Annotated in this window: 16 protein-coding genes and 1 pseudogene; 11 read left to right on the forward strand and 6 right to left on the reverse strand. The window is 60.5% G+C overall.

The window, feature by feature from the left end:
* The 6 genes from T281_RS11550 to T281_RS11580 form a co-directional block, all read right to left on the reverse strand.
* Nucleotides 1-301, reverse strand: a 301-nt coding sequence (locus tag T281_RS11550; protein WP_037238874.1) for an EVE domain-containing protein, incomplete at its 3' end; no start/stop codon positions are given.
* A 7-nt stretch (nucleotides 302-308) separates the two neighbouring features.
* Nucleotides 309-1,040 (reverse strand): DUF1223 domain-containing protein, encoded by a 732-nt coding sequence (locus T281_RS11555; protein WP_052037406.1) that lies wholly within the window; start codon nucleotides 1,038-1,040, stop codon nucleotides 309-311.
* Nucleotides 1,041-1,329: 289 nt separating this feature from the next.
* Nucleotides 1,330-2,262 (reverse strand): methionyl-tRNA formyltransferase, encoded by a 933-nt coding sequence (gene fmt / locus T281_RS11560; protein WP_037238880.1) that lies wholly within the window; start codon nucleotides 2,260-2,262, stop codon nucleotides 1,330-1,332.
* Between the two features lie 268 nt (nucleotides 2,263-2,530).
* A complete protein-coding gene (locus T281_RS11565) occupies nucleotides 2,531-2,728 on the reverse strand; it encodes a hypothetical protein (protein WP_013421050.1) in 198 nt (65 codons plus the stop codon).
* Between the two features lie 440 nt (nucleotides 2,729-3,168).
* Complete coding sequence (locus tag T281_RS11575; RefSeq protein ID WP_037238900.1) at nucleotides 3,169-3,471, reverse strand: hypothetical protein; 303 nt, start codon at nucleotides 3,469-3,471, stop codon at nucleotides 3,169-3,171.
* Nucleotides 3,472-3,739: 268 nt separating this feature from the next.
* Nucleotides 3,740-4,219: an MmcB family DNA repair protein gene (locus T281_RS11580; protein ID WP_037238911.1), complete on the reverse strand. Its 480-nt coding sequence runs from the start codon at nucleotides 4,217-4,219 to the stop codon at nucleotides 3,740-3,742.
* Between the two features lie 88 nt (nucleotides 4,220-4,307).
* On the opposite strand from T281_RS11580, the gene egtB reads away from it, so the two are divergent.
* The 11 genes and pseudogenes from egtB to hemA all read left to right on the forward strand — a co-directional run bounded on the left by egtB (nucleotide 4,308) and on the right by hemA (nucleotide 15,153).
* Nucleotides 4,308-5,582: an ergothioneine biosynthesis protein EgtB gene (egtB, locus tag T281_RS19310; protein WP_037238914.1), complete on the forward strand. Its 1,275-nt coding sequence runs from the start codon at nucleotides 4,308-4,310 to the stop codon at nucleotides 5,580-5,582.
* The gene (egtD, locus tag T281_RS19315; RefSeq protein ID WP_199502387.1) at nucleotides 5,579-6,538 is read left to right on the forward strand and encodes an L-histidine N(alpha)-methyltransferase; all 960 of its coding nucleotides are present in this window, start codon (nucleotides 5,579-5,581) and stop codon (nucleotides 6,536-6,538) included. The genes egtB and egtD overlap by 4 nt, the downstream gene beginning before the upstream one ends.
* A gap of 34 nt (nucleotides 6,539-6,572) precedes the next feature.
* Entirely contained in the window at nucleotides 6,573-7,460 is an 888-nt protein-coding gene (locus T281_RS11595) for a glycosyltransferase family 2 protein (RefSeq protein WP_037238917.1), read from the forward strand.
* 204 nt (nucleotides 7,461-7,664) lie between these two features.
* A complete protein-coding gene (locus tag T281_RS17810) occupies nucleotides 7,665-8,249 on the forward strand; it encodes an acyloxyacyl hydrolase (protein ID WP_081796754.1) in 585 nt (194 codons plus the stop codon).
* Between the two features lie 44 nt (nucleotides 8,250-8,293).
* Nucleotides 8,294-8,851, forward strand: coding sequence for a cob(I)yrinic acid a,c-diamide adenosyltransferase (locus tag T281_RS11605; protein WP_037238920.1), 558 nt, complete (start codon nucleotides 8,294-8,296; stop codon nucleotides 8,849-8,851).
* A gap of 35 nt (nucleotides 8,852-8,886) precedes the next feature.
* Nucleotides 8,887-9,585 (forward strand): rhomboid family intramembrane serine protease, encoded by a 699-nt coding sequence (locus T281_RS11610; RefSeq protein WP_037238923.1) that lies wholly within the window; start codon nucleotides 8,887-8,889, stop codon nucleotides 9,583-9,585.
* Between the two features lie 178 nt (nucleotides 9,586-9,763).
* Nucleotides 9,764-10,516: an electron transfer flavoprotein subunit beta/FixA family protein gene (locus T281_RS11615; RefSeq protein ID WP_037238926.1), complete on the forward strand. Its 753-nt coding sequence runs from the start codon at nucleotides 9,764-9,766 to the stop codon at nucleotides 10,514-10,516.
* The gene (locus T281_RS11620; RefSeq protein ID WP_037238929.1) at nucleotides 10,516-11,454 is read left to right on the forward strand and encodes an electron transfer flavoprotein subunit alpha/FixB family protein; all 939 of its coding nucleotides are present in this window, start codon (nucleotides 10,516-10,518) and stop codon (nucleotides 11,452-11,454) included. Before T281_RS11615 ends, T281_RS11620 begins: the two co-directional genes overlap by 1 nt.
* A 129-nt stretch (nucleotides 11,455-11,583) precedes the next feature.
* The gene (locus T281_RS11625) at nucleotides 11,584-12,420 is read left to right on the forward strand and encodes a 3-hydroxybutyryl-CoA dehydrogenase (RefSeq protein ID WP_052037410.1); all 837 of its coding nucleotides are present in this window, start codon (nucleotides 11,584-11,586) and stop codon (nucleotides 12,418-12,420) included.
* 90 nt (nucleotides 12,421-12,510) lie between these two features.
* Nucleotides 12,511-13,642 (forward strand): annotated as a pseudogene (gene carA, locus T281_RS11630) (glutamine-hydrolyzing carbamoyl-phosphate synthase small subunit).
* A gap of 227 nt (nucleotides 13,643-13,869) precedes the next feature.
* Complete coding sequence (gene hemA / locus T281_RS11635) at nucleotides 13,870-15,153, forward strand: 5-aminolevulinate synthase (RefSeq protein ID WP_037238935.1); 1,284 nt, start codon at nucleotides 13,870-13,872, stop codon at nucleotides 15,151-15,153.
* Nucleotides 15,154-15,705 lie beyond the last annotated feature (552 nt).

Raw genomic sequence — 15,705 nt, forward strand, 5'->3', positions numbered from 1 at the left:
TTTCGCCAAGCGTGACGGGTTCGGGAAAAGGGCCGACCGCCTCCACATCCACGCAGTTCCACCGCTCGGTCGGATCGGTCGAATCCGGGTGGATTTCATTCAGCACGCGCACCACGCCGACGATGCGCTTTTCCTGCACGGAGTGATAGAAGAAGCCGAGGTCGCCCTTCTTCATCGCCCGCATGTTCTTCTGCGCGAGCGCGTTGCGGACGCCGCTCCATTCCTCGCCTTTGCCCCCGGCCTTGAGCTGATCGTCCCAGGAAAACGTCCCGGGTTCCGTCTTGAAAAGCCAGTAAGCCATTGCGCCGTCAGTTTCCGTTGAAGCTTATGTCCACCAATGTTGCGGCAAGTATGGGACCGAGCTTTCCCGTCTGCAAGAACACGACGAGCATGTCGCCGTCTTTCGACAGTGCATCCAACGGCAGCGAATAGGACGCGGGCGCGCCCTGCCAGTCCCCGGCATCCGTCAGGCGGCGCACCACGTTTGTGTAAGTGACCATTTGCCCGGCATTATCGCCCGCGCCGATTTTCTCCGACCGCGAGCGAAGCACAGTTGCCACCCAGAGCTTGCCGCTGCGATGGCGCGATGGGGCGGCGCTGTCCCCAACCTCGATGTGGAGGTTGCCGTCCTCCCGGCGGACGGAGAGAGGCACGGACTGGCTCGCGAGCGAGGTGGATGTCGACTTGATCGCGGTTTCGATCTCGGCGAGGTCGCTGCCGACGCAATTGCGCATCCCGTTCACAACGGCTAGCGGCGTGAAAACCTCGCCCTTGGTAAGCAACGCGGCGTAATTGCGCTGCCGCTCGCCATATTCCTGGCGCGCCAGCGTATCCTTCCAGCCGAGATAGTCCCAATAATTCACCGGGAAACTTAGCACCACGATGCCCGACCGATACGAGAGTTGTTGCAAGATCCTGTGCGCGGGTGGGCAAAGCGAGCAGCTTTGACTTGAGAATAGCTCGACGACGGAGGTCTTTTCGTTCTGCGGTGCTGCGAGCGTCTTGCCGCCTGAGGCGCATGTAACTGCGAGAGCGCCCATCAAGAAGAGTTGGCCAACCGATGCTAAGCGGGTCAAGCGAGCCTCCGAAACCGATGGTCCGGCTTGCACTTTGCGCAAGAAACACCTTCAATTCCCAGTCACGACTCCTTGTTTTTCTTCACGATTCGGCGAGTTGACGCGCGGAAAAGCTATGCCGCGCCCGCAACAGGATGCGGCAAGTTTCTGAAAATTATAGGTTTTTCTGCTGATAGGGATGGCTGCTCGCTCGAATCGTCGCTCGATAACGGACGGGTCCGGCGGGCGGCAACCGCCGCGTCGCCTCATCGGCTCACTCGAATTGCGTGCCCTTGCCGAGCGGGAAGCCCCGCAGGAACTCGTCGCCGCCGACCGCGCGCTTGCCCGCGCGCTGCACCCTCGTGAGACGCACGGCCTGGGAGCCGCACGCAACCGTCAAATGTCCGTCAAGAAGCTGCCCCGGATCGCCCTTGCCGGGCACCAGAACCGACCGCAACACCTTCACGCGTTCGCACTTGCCGCCAAGCAGCGCCTCGAACCATGCGCCGGGATAAGGCGAAAGCCCGCGGATCTTGTCGTGAACCTCGGGGCCGGGTCGCGACCAGTCGATACGCGTCTCGTCCTTCGAGATCTTGGCGGCGTAGGTTACGCCCTCTTCGGGTTGCGGCGTGAAGGCAAGTTCCCCGCGCGGAAGCCTATCAAGCGCGGTCAGCATCAGCGGCGCGCCCATGAGCGAAAGGTGATCGTGGATTTCGCCCGCCGTGGCATCGGCGCCGATGGAAATCCGATCCGCGAGCGCGATGGGGCCGGTATCGAGGCCCTCCTCCATTTTCATCACCATGACGCCGGTTTCGGCGTCGCCCGCGATGATCGCGCGCTGAATGGGCGCGGCGCCTCGCCATCGCGGCAGGAGCGAGGCGTGAAGGTTGAGGCAGCCGAGCGGCGGCGCGGCAAGCACCGGCTTCGGCAGAATCAGCCCATATGCGACGACCACGGCCACGTCCGCGCCCAGCGCCGCGAACTCCGCTTGCGCCTCGGGCTTTTTCAACGATTTAGGCGTGAAGACATGCAATCCGGCTTCTTCAGCGAAGGCGTGGACGGGCGATTTTTTCGGCTCCATGCCGCGCCCGGCCGGTCTGGGCGGCTGCGTGTACACGCCGACGACGTCATGCCCGGCCGCTACGATTTCGCTAAGGGTGGGGACGGAAAAGTCTGGCGTCCCCATGAATACGACGCGCAGAACCATTGGATCGGCGTCTCCCTGTAAGGCTTTTTCGGCTGATCGCGTGCACGATTTCACGCGCTCGTTACGATCCGTGAAGGGTTGTTAAAGCGCGCGGGGGTTGATTTTGCAAGCCGTAAGCGCGCGGACATCGCGTAAAACGGGTGTCTCTCGGAAACGGGCGGCTGCGGAAACAACCGCCCGACGTGTCACGCGTGAGATGATCTGGAGAGGATCGCGTCGGGATGGCGGCCGGACAATTGAGAATGCGGTCCTCCAAGGCTTCGGGAAATTACGCGCGGCTGGCTTTGCGCAACGGAAAGCCGATCGGCTGCCTTTCACGGTAGAGCTTGTTTCCCTGCGCATCGAAAAGACCGGTGAAAAGCTCTTTTTCCTGCTCGTGGACTGTGAGCGTCTGACCACTCCCCTGCTCATAATCGTAAAACCAATCTTCTGACGAATACCAATTCTTCGAGCGGGACTTTTTCATGACGGCACTTCTTACAGGTTAGCGAACACAAACACGGCCCGTCAGCGGCACTTACAACGGCGCAAATTTTGCGGGAGCAAGAGCGACCGTCGAGGGCGCGTGACCTTATTGCATCACAAAAACCGCTAATGAGGTTTGACGCAAATCAAATTTGCATATCGCGAGCGTCGTTAGGTTGCCGTTAACGGTGACGTTTACCATTAATACAACGGCTTGGCCTCACGCGAGGCGCTGTGCCGCGCCCGCTTCTATTCGGCGCGGTACGGTTCGCTGCGGCCGTGGAGCCAGAGAAAAGCCCGGCGTGCGGATGCGGGCAAATTATATCATTACGCCCGCGAAAGCGGGACGCGCGTCGGCGGGCGACGCAACGGTGCCCTGAAGCATTTCCGAGCGCTCGAAAATGCCGCAAGAAAAATCGACGCTAAAAGGCAGCCGAAAAGCTAAACCAGCGCCTTCTCGGGAGCGGACACCATAGGTCGCCGAGCTACGACTTCTGGTATCGCCTCGCGTTTGATCAAGCGATCCCTGTGATTGAGGACAACCATGATTTCCAGAACCTGGGAGACGAAATCCTGGTAATTCCAGCCGAGTTCCTGGGATTTGATCCACATGTTTTCCAGGTTCTTTTCGATCGATGTCCTGGTCTTGAAATGTCGCGGCTCGTCGCGGCCACCCGCTTCGGGCGTCGCCGCCGGAAAGGTATATCCCGGGAGCATGTTCTTTCTCATCGCGGCAGCGCTCATAGGTTCCCCAACTCCAACTCGTTTTGATTGATGGTATCAGTCCAACTACCTTTGGCTTCGAACTCGCAGTAAACAGCGGCTCAACGCATTTGTTCCAAAATAAGCAAATTTTTATGAGCCTACGTAGAAGAAGTTGCGGATTAGCCACATCTCACGCCGCGGTTGCCATAAAGGCCCGGTAAAGAGCCAGCTTTCTTCACGCTCCGCCAGCCTGTGCTGAGAGTTCAACAGTTGCTTGAACTGAAGCGGCGACACTAACGGCGCTGGGTCACACGGCAAAAATCGGATCGTCGCGGCCGGACAGGCGGCGCGCCGCCAGCAGCGCAAAACGGAGCGTGAGAGATTTGCGGCGGCTCGCGGCAATCGGCGACACATCCGGTTCACGCAGCATCACGGCCTCATACTCGTCAGAAACGATGAGACCCGCTTCGGGCGGCAGAATCTCCTGCGGAAAGCCGGGGCCTACCGCGAAGAAGAACCGGTCGCACCATTCGAGATAGTCCCGCCATTTGTGATCGGCGCGAAAATCGGGCACGCCGGACTTCACCTCGACGATCCAGACTTCGCCTTTCATGCCGATGGAAAGGATGTCGGCGCGCCGCCCGCTCCTCAACGGGAACTCGGTGAGCGCGCCATGGCCGAGCGTTTCCAGCAGCCGCATCGCACCGCGCAGCGGCCTCGGCGCTAGCCGCGCGAGTGATGGCGAAACGAGGATCGGGGTGGCGGACGCGCCGCGATCTGATGCCACGATGGACCCACTTCGGAGATGAATTGTTGCTCAGGTCTCCGGTCGACGGAGAACGACCCTCCAAGGAAACCAAGGAAGGCGCACAGTCATGCCACTCGACGACTATCCTCCGTTGACCGCCGCCAGCGACCGGCAACAGCTTAAGCTCTCGGAAAGGTTGTTTGCAACCCGCAGGCTTTCACTCGACATCGCCCACCCCCTTTCGCCCGAAGATCAGACGGTTCAGGCGATGGACGATGCCAGCCCGACGAAATGGCATCTCGCGCATACGACGTGGTTCTTCGAAGAGTTGCTGCTGAAGCCGTTTCTGCCGGGATACCGCATCTTCGACGACCGTTTCGCCTATTGCTTCAACTCCTATTACAACAGCCTCGGCGAGCGCCATCCCCGGCCCAAGCGCGGGTTGCTGACACGGCCGCGTGCCGACGAAGTCGCCGCCTATCGCGCGCATGTGGATGAAAACCTGCGGCGGCTTTTCGAAGCGCCGATTCAAGAGGGCGAGCGCTCGCTCATCGAGGTCGGCATCAACCACGAGCAACAGCATCAGGAATTGATGCTGACGGACATTCTCGCGCTGTTCGCGGCGAACCCGCTCCGGCCCGCCTATCGCACCGAAGCGCCCGAACCGGCGGCGCTTGAAGGCGGCGCGGGCGAGTGGCGCGGAGTAAAAGGCGGCATCCACGAGGTCGGCCATCGCAGCGAGGGCTTCGCCTACGACAATGAAAGCCCCGCGCACGAGGTGTTGCTGCGCGATTTCCGCATCTTCAGCCGCGCGGTGACGAACGGCGAATGGCTCGCCTTCATGGAAGCGGGCGGCTATCAAACGCCGTCGCTCTGGCTCGCTGACGGCTGGGCGGCTGTGGAAGGCGAAGGCTGGCGCGCGCCGCTCTACTGGGAGCGGATCGGCGATGTCTGGCACCAGATGACGCTTTACGGCCTTCGCCCGGTCGAGGCCGCGCGCCCCGTGACGCATGTCAGCTATTACGAGGCGGAGGCGTTCGCGCGCTGGGCAGGCGCGAGGCTTCCAACCGAGTTCGAATGGGAAATCGCCTCGCTCGGCGAACCGGAGCCCGCGCCGTTCGACTTCGCGCGGCTCCTGCCGTCGCCCGCCGAGGACGGTGTTTCGCCCATGTTCGGCGGCGTATGGGAATGGACCGCAAGCGCGTACCTTTCTTATCCCGGCTTCAAGTCGCTTGAAGGCCCGCTCGGCGAATACAACGGCAAGTTCATGTGTAATCAGATGGTGTTGCGCGGCGGCTCCGCGCTGACGCCGGATGGCCACATCCGCCCGAGCTACCGGAACTTCTTCTATCCGCAACAGCGCTGGCAGATGACCGGCCTCAGGCTTGCGAGCAACGCATGATGCTGGAACCTGTTCTCACGCATGAGCCGCACGCCGAGCCCGACGGCGACTTTCTCGACGCAGTCCTTCATGGGCTCTCGCTTCCGAAAAGATCGCTGCCGAGCCGCTTCCTTTACGACGCGCACGGCTCCAACCTGTTTGAACACATCACCGAACTACCGGAATACTATCCGACGCGAACGGAAATCGGTCTGTTGAGATCGCAAGCGGGCGAGATCGGTGCGGCGCTGCCGAGCGGTGCGGTCGTGGTCGAGTTCGGCTCGGGGTCCAGCCGCAAGACGGAGTTACTGCTCGCTGCGCTGGACCGGCCCGCCGCCTATGTCCCCATCGACATTTCTGCCGCCGCGCTCTATCCCGCCGCGCGCCGCATCGCGCAAAGCTTTCCCGATGTGGACGTCTATCCGGTGCTCGGCGGCTTCCACGATCTGGAGCGCATGCGGCTCCCGCTCGGCGACTCGCGGCTCGTCGGCTTCTTTCCCGGCTCGACAATCGGAAACTTTTCGCAACGCGCTGCGGTCGAGTTCCTTCTGTCGGCGCGGCGTCTGCTCGGCCCCGGCGCCGTCTTTCTCCTCGGCGTGGATCTGCAAAAGCCGCTCGACATCCTGCTGCCCGCCTATAATGACGCGGATGGCGTGACGGCCTCTTTCAACCTCAACCTGCTGGCGCGCATCAATCGGGATCTCGAAGGCGCGTTCGACCTCGCCGCCTTCGAGCACGCCGCGATCTACAACGAGCGGTATCAGCGGATCGAGATGCATCTGCGCTCGCTGGCCCTCCAGAGCGCGAGCGTTGCGGGGCGAACCTTCTGCTTTGCCGCCGGTGAAACGATCCACACTGAAAATTCGCACAAATACACACCAGAGGGGTTCGAACGGCTGGCGCGTGACGGCGGATGGGAGGTCTCGCAGGTCTTCGTCGACAAAAACCGCCTTTTTTCGGTGCAGCTTCTCGCGTAAACCTAGCCGGACTTAAACTTGACCGGCTGGTTCAATGACTCTCATCGACGAATTGCGCGCGCCTGAAGGCGCCGCCCTGGACGAAGCGCGCGCGTCTCTGTCATCGCTCGTTTCGGTTGGCGTGCTGAGCTTTCGCGCGCCGCAGACTATTCGGAACACGCTGGCCCGCCATCGCGAAAGCGGCCTCATCGACTCCGTCGGCGAGTTTTTCGTCTGGTTCAATGAACTGTCCGAGACGGATCGCGCGATCGCTGCGGAAGCGGGCGTCGATTTCGCGGGATCGGCGGAGAATGGCGGCATCTACGGCGGCTTTCGCGCAATCGCCGAGCGTGCCACGAAGCCTTATGTGCTGATCCTCGAAAACGACATCACCCCGCTTCCCGGTGCGGATGTTCGCGGCTGCATCGAAAGCTGCACGGCGGACATGATCGCGAACGACATCAAGATTTTCTCGCTGCGTTCGCGCAGGCACCTGGGCGAAGGGTGTCCCTACAGAAAATATCTCTCCTATTTTGGCGCTGTGAATCCTTTCGTGGCAGAAGTGGCCCCTCACCAGCCGTCCGCTCTGAGGCAAATAAAGATGCTTGCCGAATTTGGACTTCCCGACAAGTTTCGCTCCGGCGCGATCTATCTGGAGGAAGAGCCTGACAAAGTGCAACCGAAGGCAGTGACAAGACTACCGAGCGGACATTTCCTCACCGATTCGCGCTATCGAAATTGGTCGAATCAGATGCCTCTCGTCGACCGCCGCTTTTTTCTCGATGTCATCTGTGCGCGTGTCGAACGACGACCAGATTCGCGTCTCCTGAACGGGCACCAAAACATCGAGTGCGCCCTCAACAAATCGTGGTGGCGCAGGCGGCGGGAGCCTATCGGACATGCAGCTGAAGGCGTTTTCACCAACAGCCGTCTCGACAGATAAGCGCACGCGAAGGGTGTTCGCGCGATGTCTCTATACCTCTCAGTTGCAAGACGTAACGCTCTGTCAAAGCTTTCGCGCGCGCCTTGCGTGTTCTCGTGTCAATTTTCTCACAGCAATCGGCAAACCGGATTCTGAGGCTCGCGCCCGGTTTGACAGGAGGGTTCTACAGGATCAAAAAAAGAACAAGGACCACGGGGAAAGAAAATGGGCGGGCACACATTCAGCATCGGACGCATGCTAGTGGCTTCGGCTGCGATGTGCGCGGGTTTGTCGGCACCGGCTGCCGCCCTTGAGGCATTCACGGAAGCCAACCACCCGTTCTGGGCCATCGATGAAGTACGCGTCGGCGCCTTCAAGCAAGCCATCGACGACGCGCCCGGCGAGGGCGGCCCCGCCATCAATCTAGAGGTTCTGAGCGGTCGTATTCCGGGAGCTTACGAGAACAGCATCCTGAATATCTTTATGACTCCCCGCCTCCACATCGGCGGCACGGTTGCTTTCGATAAAACCAATCAGTTTTATTGGGGTGCGACTTGGGACGTAAAGCTGACGGATCGCGTGTTTTTCGAAACGTCTTTTGGCGGCGCGGCGCATGACGGCCCGCTCAGCTCGAAAACTGAAGCTTCCTACGGCTGCGATGTAAACTTCCGTGAATCGGCGTCGCTTGGCATTGCGCTGTCGGCCGACTGGAAGCTCATGGCTACCATCGATCACATGTCGAACGCGGGCCTTTGCGACACCAATCGCGGCCTTACAAATGCGGGTGTCCGTCTAGGCTACAAGTTCTAAGTGTGCTATCCCTGAAGCCTTGCTCCAGCGGCAGAGGTGATGGCATGACGAGCATCTCCACGAAAGCAGGCGACGGCGGGAAAACCACTCTCGCGAACGGCGTGCGCCTCTCGAAATCGCATATCCGGATTGAGGCTTACGGCGCCGTCGATGAGACGAACGCGGCCATCGGGGTCGCGCGCCTCAAGCTGCCGGCTGATCAGACCACGGTCGCCGAAATGCTCGAACGCGTCCAGAACGACCTCTTCGACATCGGCGCGGACCTCGAAGCCGCCGACGCCTCAGCACCGCAACGGCTGAAGGCGGAGCAGGTCGCCCGCCTCGAACGCGAAATCGCCGCGCTGTCGGCCGAGTTGCCGCCGCTCAACGCGTTTATTCTGCCGGGCGGAACCGAAGGCGCGGCCGCGCTTCATCTGGCCCGCAGCATCTGCCGCCGCGCCGAGCGCCGCATTGTTGAATTGAAGGACGTTCAGGGGGAGCCTGTGAGCGACGATATCCTGGCCTATATGAACCGCCTTTCGGATCACCTTTTCGTGGCAAGCCGTTTCGTGAACGGCAAAGGCGCGAACGATTTCCTGTGGAAGCAACACGCCGCTTCCTGATTGTACTTCCGTTTCGATATTGATCGGGCTCGTCGATGTTTGTGCCGCTCTGGGATATGAACCAGCTAAAAAGGGTTAAATTTCAGTATGTCACCATCGGCCTTATTACGATAAATTGCCTCATCTATTTCATCTTCGAAACGCAACTCGTGCTTTCATCTCCCGCAAGCTTCGTCGATGCGCTTGCGCTGAAGCCGCGCGATGTTGAAACGATGCGTGCCTTCGTCGACCACATGCCGGACCAGTTCCGGCTTGTGACTTACATGTTCCTTCACGGCGGCATCCTGCATCTTCTCGGCAACATGATCTTTCTCTTCGTCTTCGGCGACAACGTCGAGGACGCGCTGGGGCACATGCGCTTCTTCCTGTTCTACGTCGTTTGCGGGGTCGCGGCGGGTGTGGTGCACAGCGTCGTGACGACCACGCCGGATGTCCCGCTGATCGGCGCGAGCGGCGCAATCGCGGGCGTCATCGGCGCCTATCTCATGCTGCACCCGAACATCAGGGTGTGGGTTCTTTTCCAGAACCCCGTTATCCCTTTCCTGCCGTTGCGCTTTTCCGCGGGCGCCGTCATCGGTGTGTGGATAGCCTACCAGATCATCTGCGCACTCTATCTTACCAATCACGGAACGGCATGGTGGGCGCATATTGGGGGGTTCTTCACCGGCGCGCTTCTTATCGTCGTCATGAAGCGGCGCGGCGTACCTCTGTTCGATTCGGCGACGGGCGTGTGATGGCTTCGTTTAACGGCGAGATAATAAATGTTTAAGGGTCGGTCCATTGACTCTTTCGCAAGTGCGAAATACCTTTGCGTGGTTACTCGCAACGACGTAAGTAGGATGCAGCCGGTGTTGACCCGGCGCTGCGGCGCAGCATAATTGGCGGACAAGAAAAATCAGGGCATGGTTCCATATGAAGATAATTGTCCCCGTCAAGCGGGTCGTTGACTACAACGTCAAGATCCGGGTGAAGCCGGATGGGAGCGGCGTCGACACTATCAACGTAAAGATGTCCATGAATCCCTTCGACGAAATCGCGGTCGAGGAAGCGATCCGTTTGAAGGAAGCTGGACACGCCGACGAAGTGATCGCTGTCTCTATCGGGCCCGCCAAGGCGCAGGAAACGCTTCGCACTGCGCTCGCCATGGGCGCGGATCGCGCCATCCTTTACAAGACTGACCTTCCGATTGAGCCGCTCGCGGTCGCAAAGATCCTAAAATCCGCCGTCGAGAAGGAAAAGCCGGGCCTCGTGATCCTCGGCAAGCAGGCCATCGACGACGACTCCAACCAGACCGGGCAAATGCTCGCCGCGCTTTTGAACTGGCCGCAGGCGACGTTCGCGTTCAAGGTCTCGCCGCAGGGTGAAACGGTCGAAGTTGTCCGCGAAGTTGACGGCGGTCTGCAAACGCTGGCGCTGCGCCTTCCCGCCATCGTCACAGTCGACCTTCGCATCAATCAGCCGCGCTACGCATCGCTGCCTAACATCATGAAGGCGAAGAAGAAGCCACTCGAAGAAATCGACGCCGCCTCGCTCGGCATCGACATCGAGCCGAAAGTAAAAGTGCTCAAGACGGCTGAACCGCCCACGCGCAAGGCTGGCGTCAAACTCAAGACTGCTGCCGAACTCGTGGACAAGCTGCGCACCGAAGCGGGAGTGTTGCAATAATGGCCGTTCTTCTCGTCGCTGAACATAATAACAAAGCGCTGAACGGCGCGACCGCGAAGGCGCTCACGGCAGCGAAGGCGCTCGGCGCACCGGTCCACGTGCTCGTTGCGGGCGCTGGCGTCGATGCCGTCGCGCAGAAGGCCGCAGCGCTCGAAGGCGTGGACAAGGTGCTCGTCGCCGACGCGCCGCATCTCGCCGCCCATCTCGCCGAGGATCTTGCGGCGCTCATCGTGCCACTGATGGCGAATTACGACGCGCTTGTCGTCGTGGCCTCCACCACCGGCAAGAATTTCGCGCCGCGTGTCGCCGCGCTGCTGGACGTGCCGCAGATTTCGGAAGCGACGGCGATCCTGTCGCCGACGCAGTTCGAGCGCCCGATCTATGCGGGCAACGCGATCCAGACGGTGGAAGTCACCGCCCCGAAGAAGGTGCTGACGATCCGCACGACTGCGTTCGCCGCCGCGCCAGAGGGCGGGTCCGCCGCCATCGAAAAGATCGACGCACCCGCGCAGAGCGAACTCGCGAAATTCGTGAGCGAGGACATCTCGCAGTCCGCGCGCCCGGATCTCACCGCCGCGAAGGTGGTGGTTTCTGGTGGTCGCGGTCTCGGGTCCGCCGACAATTTCAAACTCATCGAGCGGATCGCGGACAAGCTGGGCGCCGCCGTTGGCGCGAGCCGCGCGGCCGTGGACGCAGGATTTATCCCGGGTGACTTTCAGGTCGGACAAACCGGCAAGGTCGTCGCCCCGGAGCTTTATATCGCCGTCGGTATTTCGGGAGCCATCCAGCATTTGGCTGGCATGAAGGATTCCAAAGTGATCGTCGCTATTAACAAGGACGAAGAAGCGCCTATCTTTCAGGTTGCGGATTACGGCCTTGTAGGCGATCTCTTCCAGATCCTGCCCGAAATCGAAGCGGCTCTCGATAGCCGTAAGTAACGCCAAAAACCAGAGCTGACGATGTCCCAAACTGCAACGACTGCCTTTCGTGGAAATCCGTTCGTGAACCACGCAAAGGGGCGCGAACCTGTCGCCATCAAGACGGTAGGTATTATCGGCGCGGGGCAGATGGGCAACGGTATCGCCCATGTCGTCGCTCTGGCCGGCTACAACGTGCTGCTGCACGACATCAGCAGGGAGCGCGTGGAAACCGCGCTCGCCACCATGAACGGCAATATGAGCCGTCAGGTGCATCGCGGCAAAATCACGGAAGAGGATCGCGATAGCGCCCTCGCCCGCATCCGTTACGCCCCCGCCGTCGACGCCTTCAACGATGCCGACCTCGTGATCGAGGCTGCCACCGAAGATGAGGACGTCAAGCGCAAGATCCTCATCGCGCTCTGTCCGCAGTTGAAGCCGCACACGCTCATCGGCAGTAACACATCGTCCATTTCCATCACACGCCTCGCCGCCGTGACCGACCGGCCGGAGCAGTTCATCGGGCTTCACTTCATGAACCCGGTGCCGGTGATGGAACTCGTGGAAATGATCCGCGGCATCGCGACCGACGAGTCCACTTTCCACACGGCGCGGCATTTCGTTGAAACGCTCAACAAGACCGTCACCGTCGCTGAAGACTTTCCGGCCTTCATCGTGAACCGCATCCTTCTGCCGATGGTGAACGAGGCGGTTTACACGCTTTACGAAGGTGTCGGCTCCGTCGAGGCCATCGATCTCGCCATGCGTCTTGGCGCGCGCCATCCCATGGGGCCGCTTCAACTCGCCGATTTCATCGGCCTCGACACATGCCTGTCGGTGATGCAGGTGTTGTACGAGGGGTTGGCGGATACCAAATATCGGCCGTGCCCGCTGCTCGTCAAATATGTCGAAGCCGGATGGCTCGGGCGCAAAACCCAGCGTGGATTTTACGATTATCGCGGCGAAGTCCCAGTTCCGACGCGATAAGTCCGCGCGTCAGGCATACTTCGAACATTTCGCGGTTGTAAGGCGGCGCGCGCCGCATTAAACCACGCGCGGAACAAGCAGGAACACGCCATGTCTCTTATCGACACCGCCAGCAGCGCTGCATGGGCGGAACGCCCCTATACAGCCGCCATCGTTCTGGCGAATGGAACGGTCATTCAAGGATACGGCGTCGGGGCTGAGGGGCAGGCGGAAGGCGAAGTCTGCTTCAACACCGCCATTTCCGGCTATCAGGAAATCCTCACCGATCCGTCCTATGCGGGCCAGATCATCACCTTTACCTTCCCGCATATCGGCAATGTCGGCACCAATCCCGACGATATCGAGACGACAAACCTCGCGGCGTCATCCGGCGTGCGGGGCTGCGTCCTCCAGGCCGGCATCACCACGCCGTCGAACTATCGCGCGCGCCAGGGTCTCGACCATTGGCTGCGTGCGCGCGACATCGTCGGCATTTCCGGCGTCGATACGCGCGCGCTCACCATTCTGATCCGCGAGTCGGGGATGCCGAATGCGGTCCTCGCCCATCATCCCGACGGCATGTTCGATTTCGATGCGCTGAAAGCGAAGGCGAGCGCCTGCCCGTCCATGGAAGGCGCGGAACTCGCCCGCGCCGTGACCACCACGCAGAGCTACCCTTGGACCGAGCAGGGCTGGGTCTGGGACGAGGGCTTCGCCGAACAGCAAAACCCGCAATTTCATGTCGTAGCCGTTGACTATGGCATCAAGCGCAACATCCTGCGCTGCCTTGCCTCGGCCGGTTGCCGCGTCACCGTGGTGCCCGCCTACGCGACGGCGCAGGAAATTCTCGACCGCAACCCGGACGGCGTCTTCCTGTCGAACGGCCCCGGCGATCCCGCCGCCACAGGCGAGTATGCCCTCCCGGTCATCCGCGAGGTAGTCGGGGCGGGGGTGCCACTCTTCGGCATCTGCCTCGGCCATCAGCTTCTCGGTCTCGCTCTCGGCGGTCGCACAATCAAGATGCCGCATGGCCATCACGGCTCGAATCATCCCGTCATGGACTACACAACCGGCAAGGTTGAGATCACTTCCATGAACCACGGTTTCGGGCCGCCCTGTATTCTCGGTGCAATACCACCCCGAGGCGTCGCCGGGTCCGCAAGATAGCCACTACCTGTTCAGGCGCTTCGTAGAAATGATGAGAGCCCGCATGGCCTCGCAACCCCCGGTAAATGCCCGCTAGAGTTGACCCGTCTGTGACATTTCCACTGTCAGGTTGCGTTGACAGCCAATAATGTCATAAAAAATTGACGTGCGTCAGTTTGTAAGCCTTCTAAGAGGTAGACTTCTGTTTGCGTTCGCGCAATTATCTGCCCCAGCAGGGCGGAAATCCTGCCAGCGAACCAGGTAGTTGGCTCTTCCGCTCAAGGCGCATCCGTGCGACCGATTCCCGCCAACGAGGAACGCTATATGGACTATCAGGGGAAGTTTGGCGAAGCTCTCGAAGCCTTGACCATCGAGGGCCGATACCGTGTTTTTGCCGATATTCTAAGACGCCGTGGGGACTTCCCGTGCGCGGTCCATCATACTCCCGAAGGAACGAAGCCGATCACCGTCTGGTGTTCGAACGACTATCTCGGCATGGGTCAGCACCCGTCTGTCCTCGCCGCGATGCATGAAGCGATCGACACGGTCGGCGCGGGTTCGGGTGGCACACGCAACATCTCCGGCACGACGCATTATCACGTCGAACTCGAACGTGAGCTGGCCAGCCTGCATGGCAAGGAAGCAGCGCTGCTCTTCACATCGGGCTACGTCTCGAATGACGCGACGCTGTCGACGCTCGTCAAGATCTTGAAGGGCGCGGTTATTTTCTCGGACGAGAAGAACCACAATTCGATGATCGAGGGCATTCGCCACGGTGGCGGCCCGAAGCGCGTATGGCGTCATAACGACCTGGAGCATCTCGAAACCCTGCTTCAGGAATATGACAACGACACGCCGAAGATCATCGCTTTTGAATCCGTCTACTCCATGGACGGCGACATCGCACCGATCAACGAAATCTGCGACCTCGCCGAAAAGTACAACGCTTTCACATACATCGATGAAGTCCATGCGGTCGGCATGTATGGCGACCACGGCGCTGGCGTATGCGAGCGCGACAATGCGATGCACCGCATCGACATCATCGAAGCCACGCTTGCAAAGGGCTTCGGCCTGATGGGTGGCTACATCGCTTCCACGGCGAAGGTCATCGACGCGATCCGCTCCTACGCGCCGGGCTTCATCTTCTCGACATCGCTCGCCCCGGTCATCTGCGCGGGCGCGATCGCCAGCGTCCGCCACCTCAAGCAGAGCAACGTGGAGCGCGAAAAGCACCAGCTTAACGCCGCGCTTTTGAAGGAGCGCCTCGCTCTCGAAAATCTGCCCGTGATGCATACGCCGAGCCACATCGTTCCCGTGCTCGTCGGCGACCCGGTGCAGTGCAAGCAGCTCACCGATCAGCTGCTCGACCGCTTCGGCATCTATGTACAGCCCATCAACTACCCGACGGTGTCGCGCGGTACCGAGCGCATCCGTCTCACGCCTGGGCCTTTGCACAACGAAGCCCAGATGGAGCACCTCGTGAAGTCTCTTCGCACGCTCTGGAACGAGATGGGTCTCCGCAACGGTTACGACTGGTGCCAGCTTTGGCGCGGCCGTATCGCGGTTGCCGGCCAGTTCGAACTCGGCGTCGCCGCTGGCGGCTGAGGCGCGCAAGCTTCGGTATATCTTGCAAAGCGCCGTCCCGATGAAAGTTTGGGGCGGCTTCTTTTTATCCAAGGCAGCGCTGCTTCTTTGAAAAACTCCGCCGGAAGCCCTTTTTCGGTGCCGATCCGAAGTGCCATGAACGCCTTCCTTTCTCTGACATGCCGTATCTATGAACACGGGCTGGAGGCTTGCAGTTCCGTCTAGGCTAAATTCGAAACCCTAACTTATCATCACCTCCTTTGGTGGAATTCGGCTCGCCGGCCGCAGCCGCTGGCGTATTCGCGCGAACAGAGGACGGCCCAATCATAGGCGCCGTGCCGTCTTGGCTCCGACCAGCAGACTGTTTGCGCTCAACGTAAAGCGCAGCATGGTCGGAACTTTTAACGGAAGCGAGCCCCCGGCTCGTGGCGGATGGGTTAACGCAAAACTGCGATCACTTCTTCGGAACTGCCCTAAAGCACCGTCTCGTAAATCAGACGCGGCAATATGCTGTGCTTCGGTGTTCGATCCTTATCTGCGTCAAATCGAGACCGATTTACGCAGGCTGATCTA

Source organism: Rhodomicrobium udaipurense JA643 (genome assembly GCF_000636015.1).
GTDB lineage: Bacteria > Pseudomonadota > Alphaproteobacteria > Rhizobiales > Rhodomicrobiaceae > Rhodomicrobium > Rhodomicrobium udaipurense.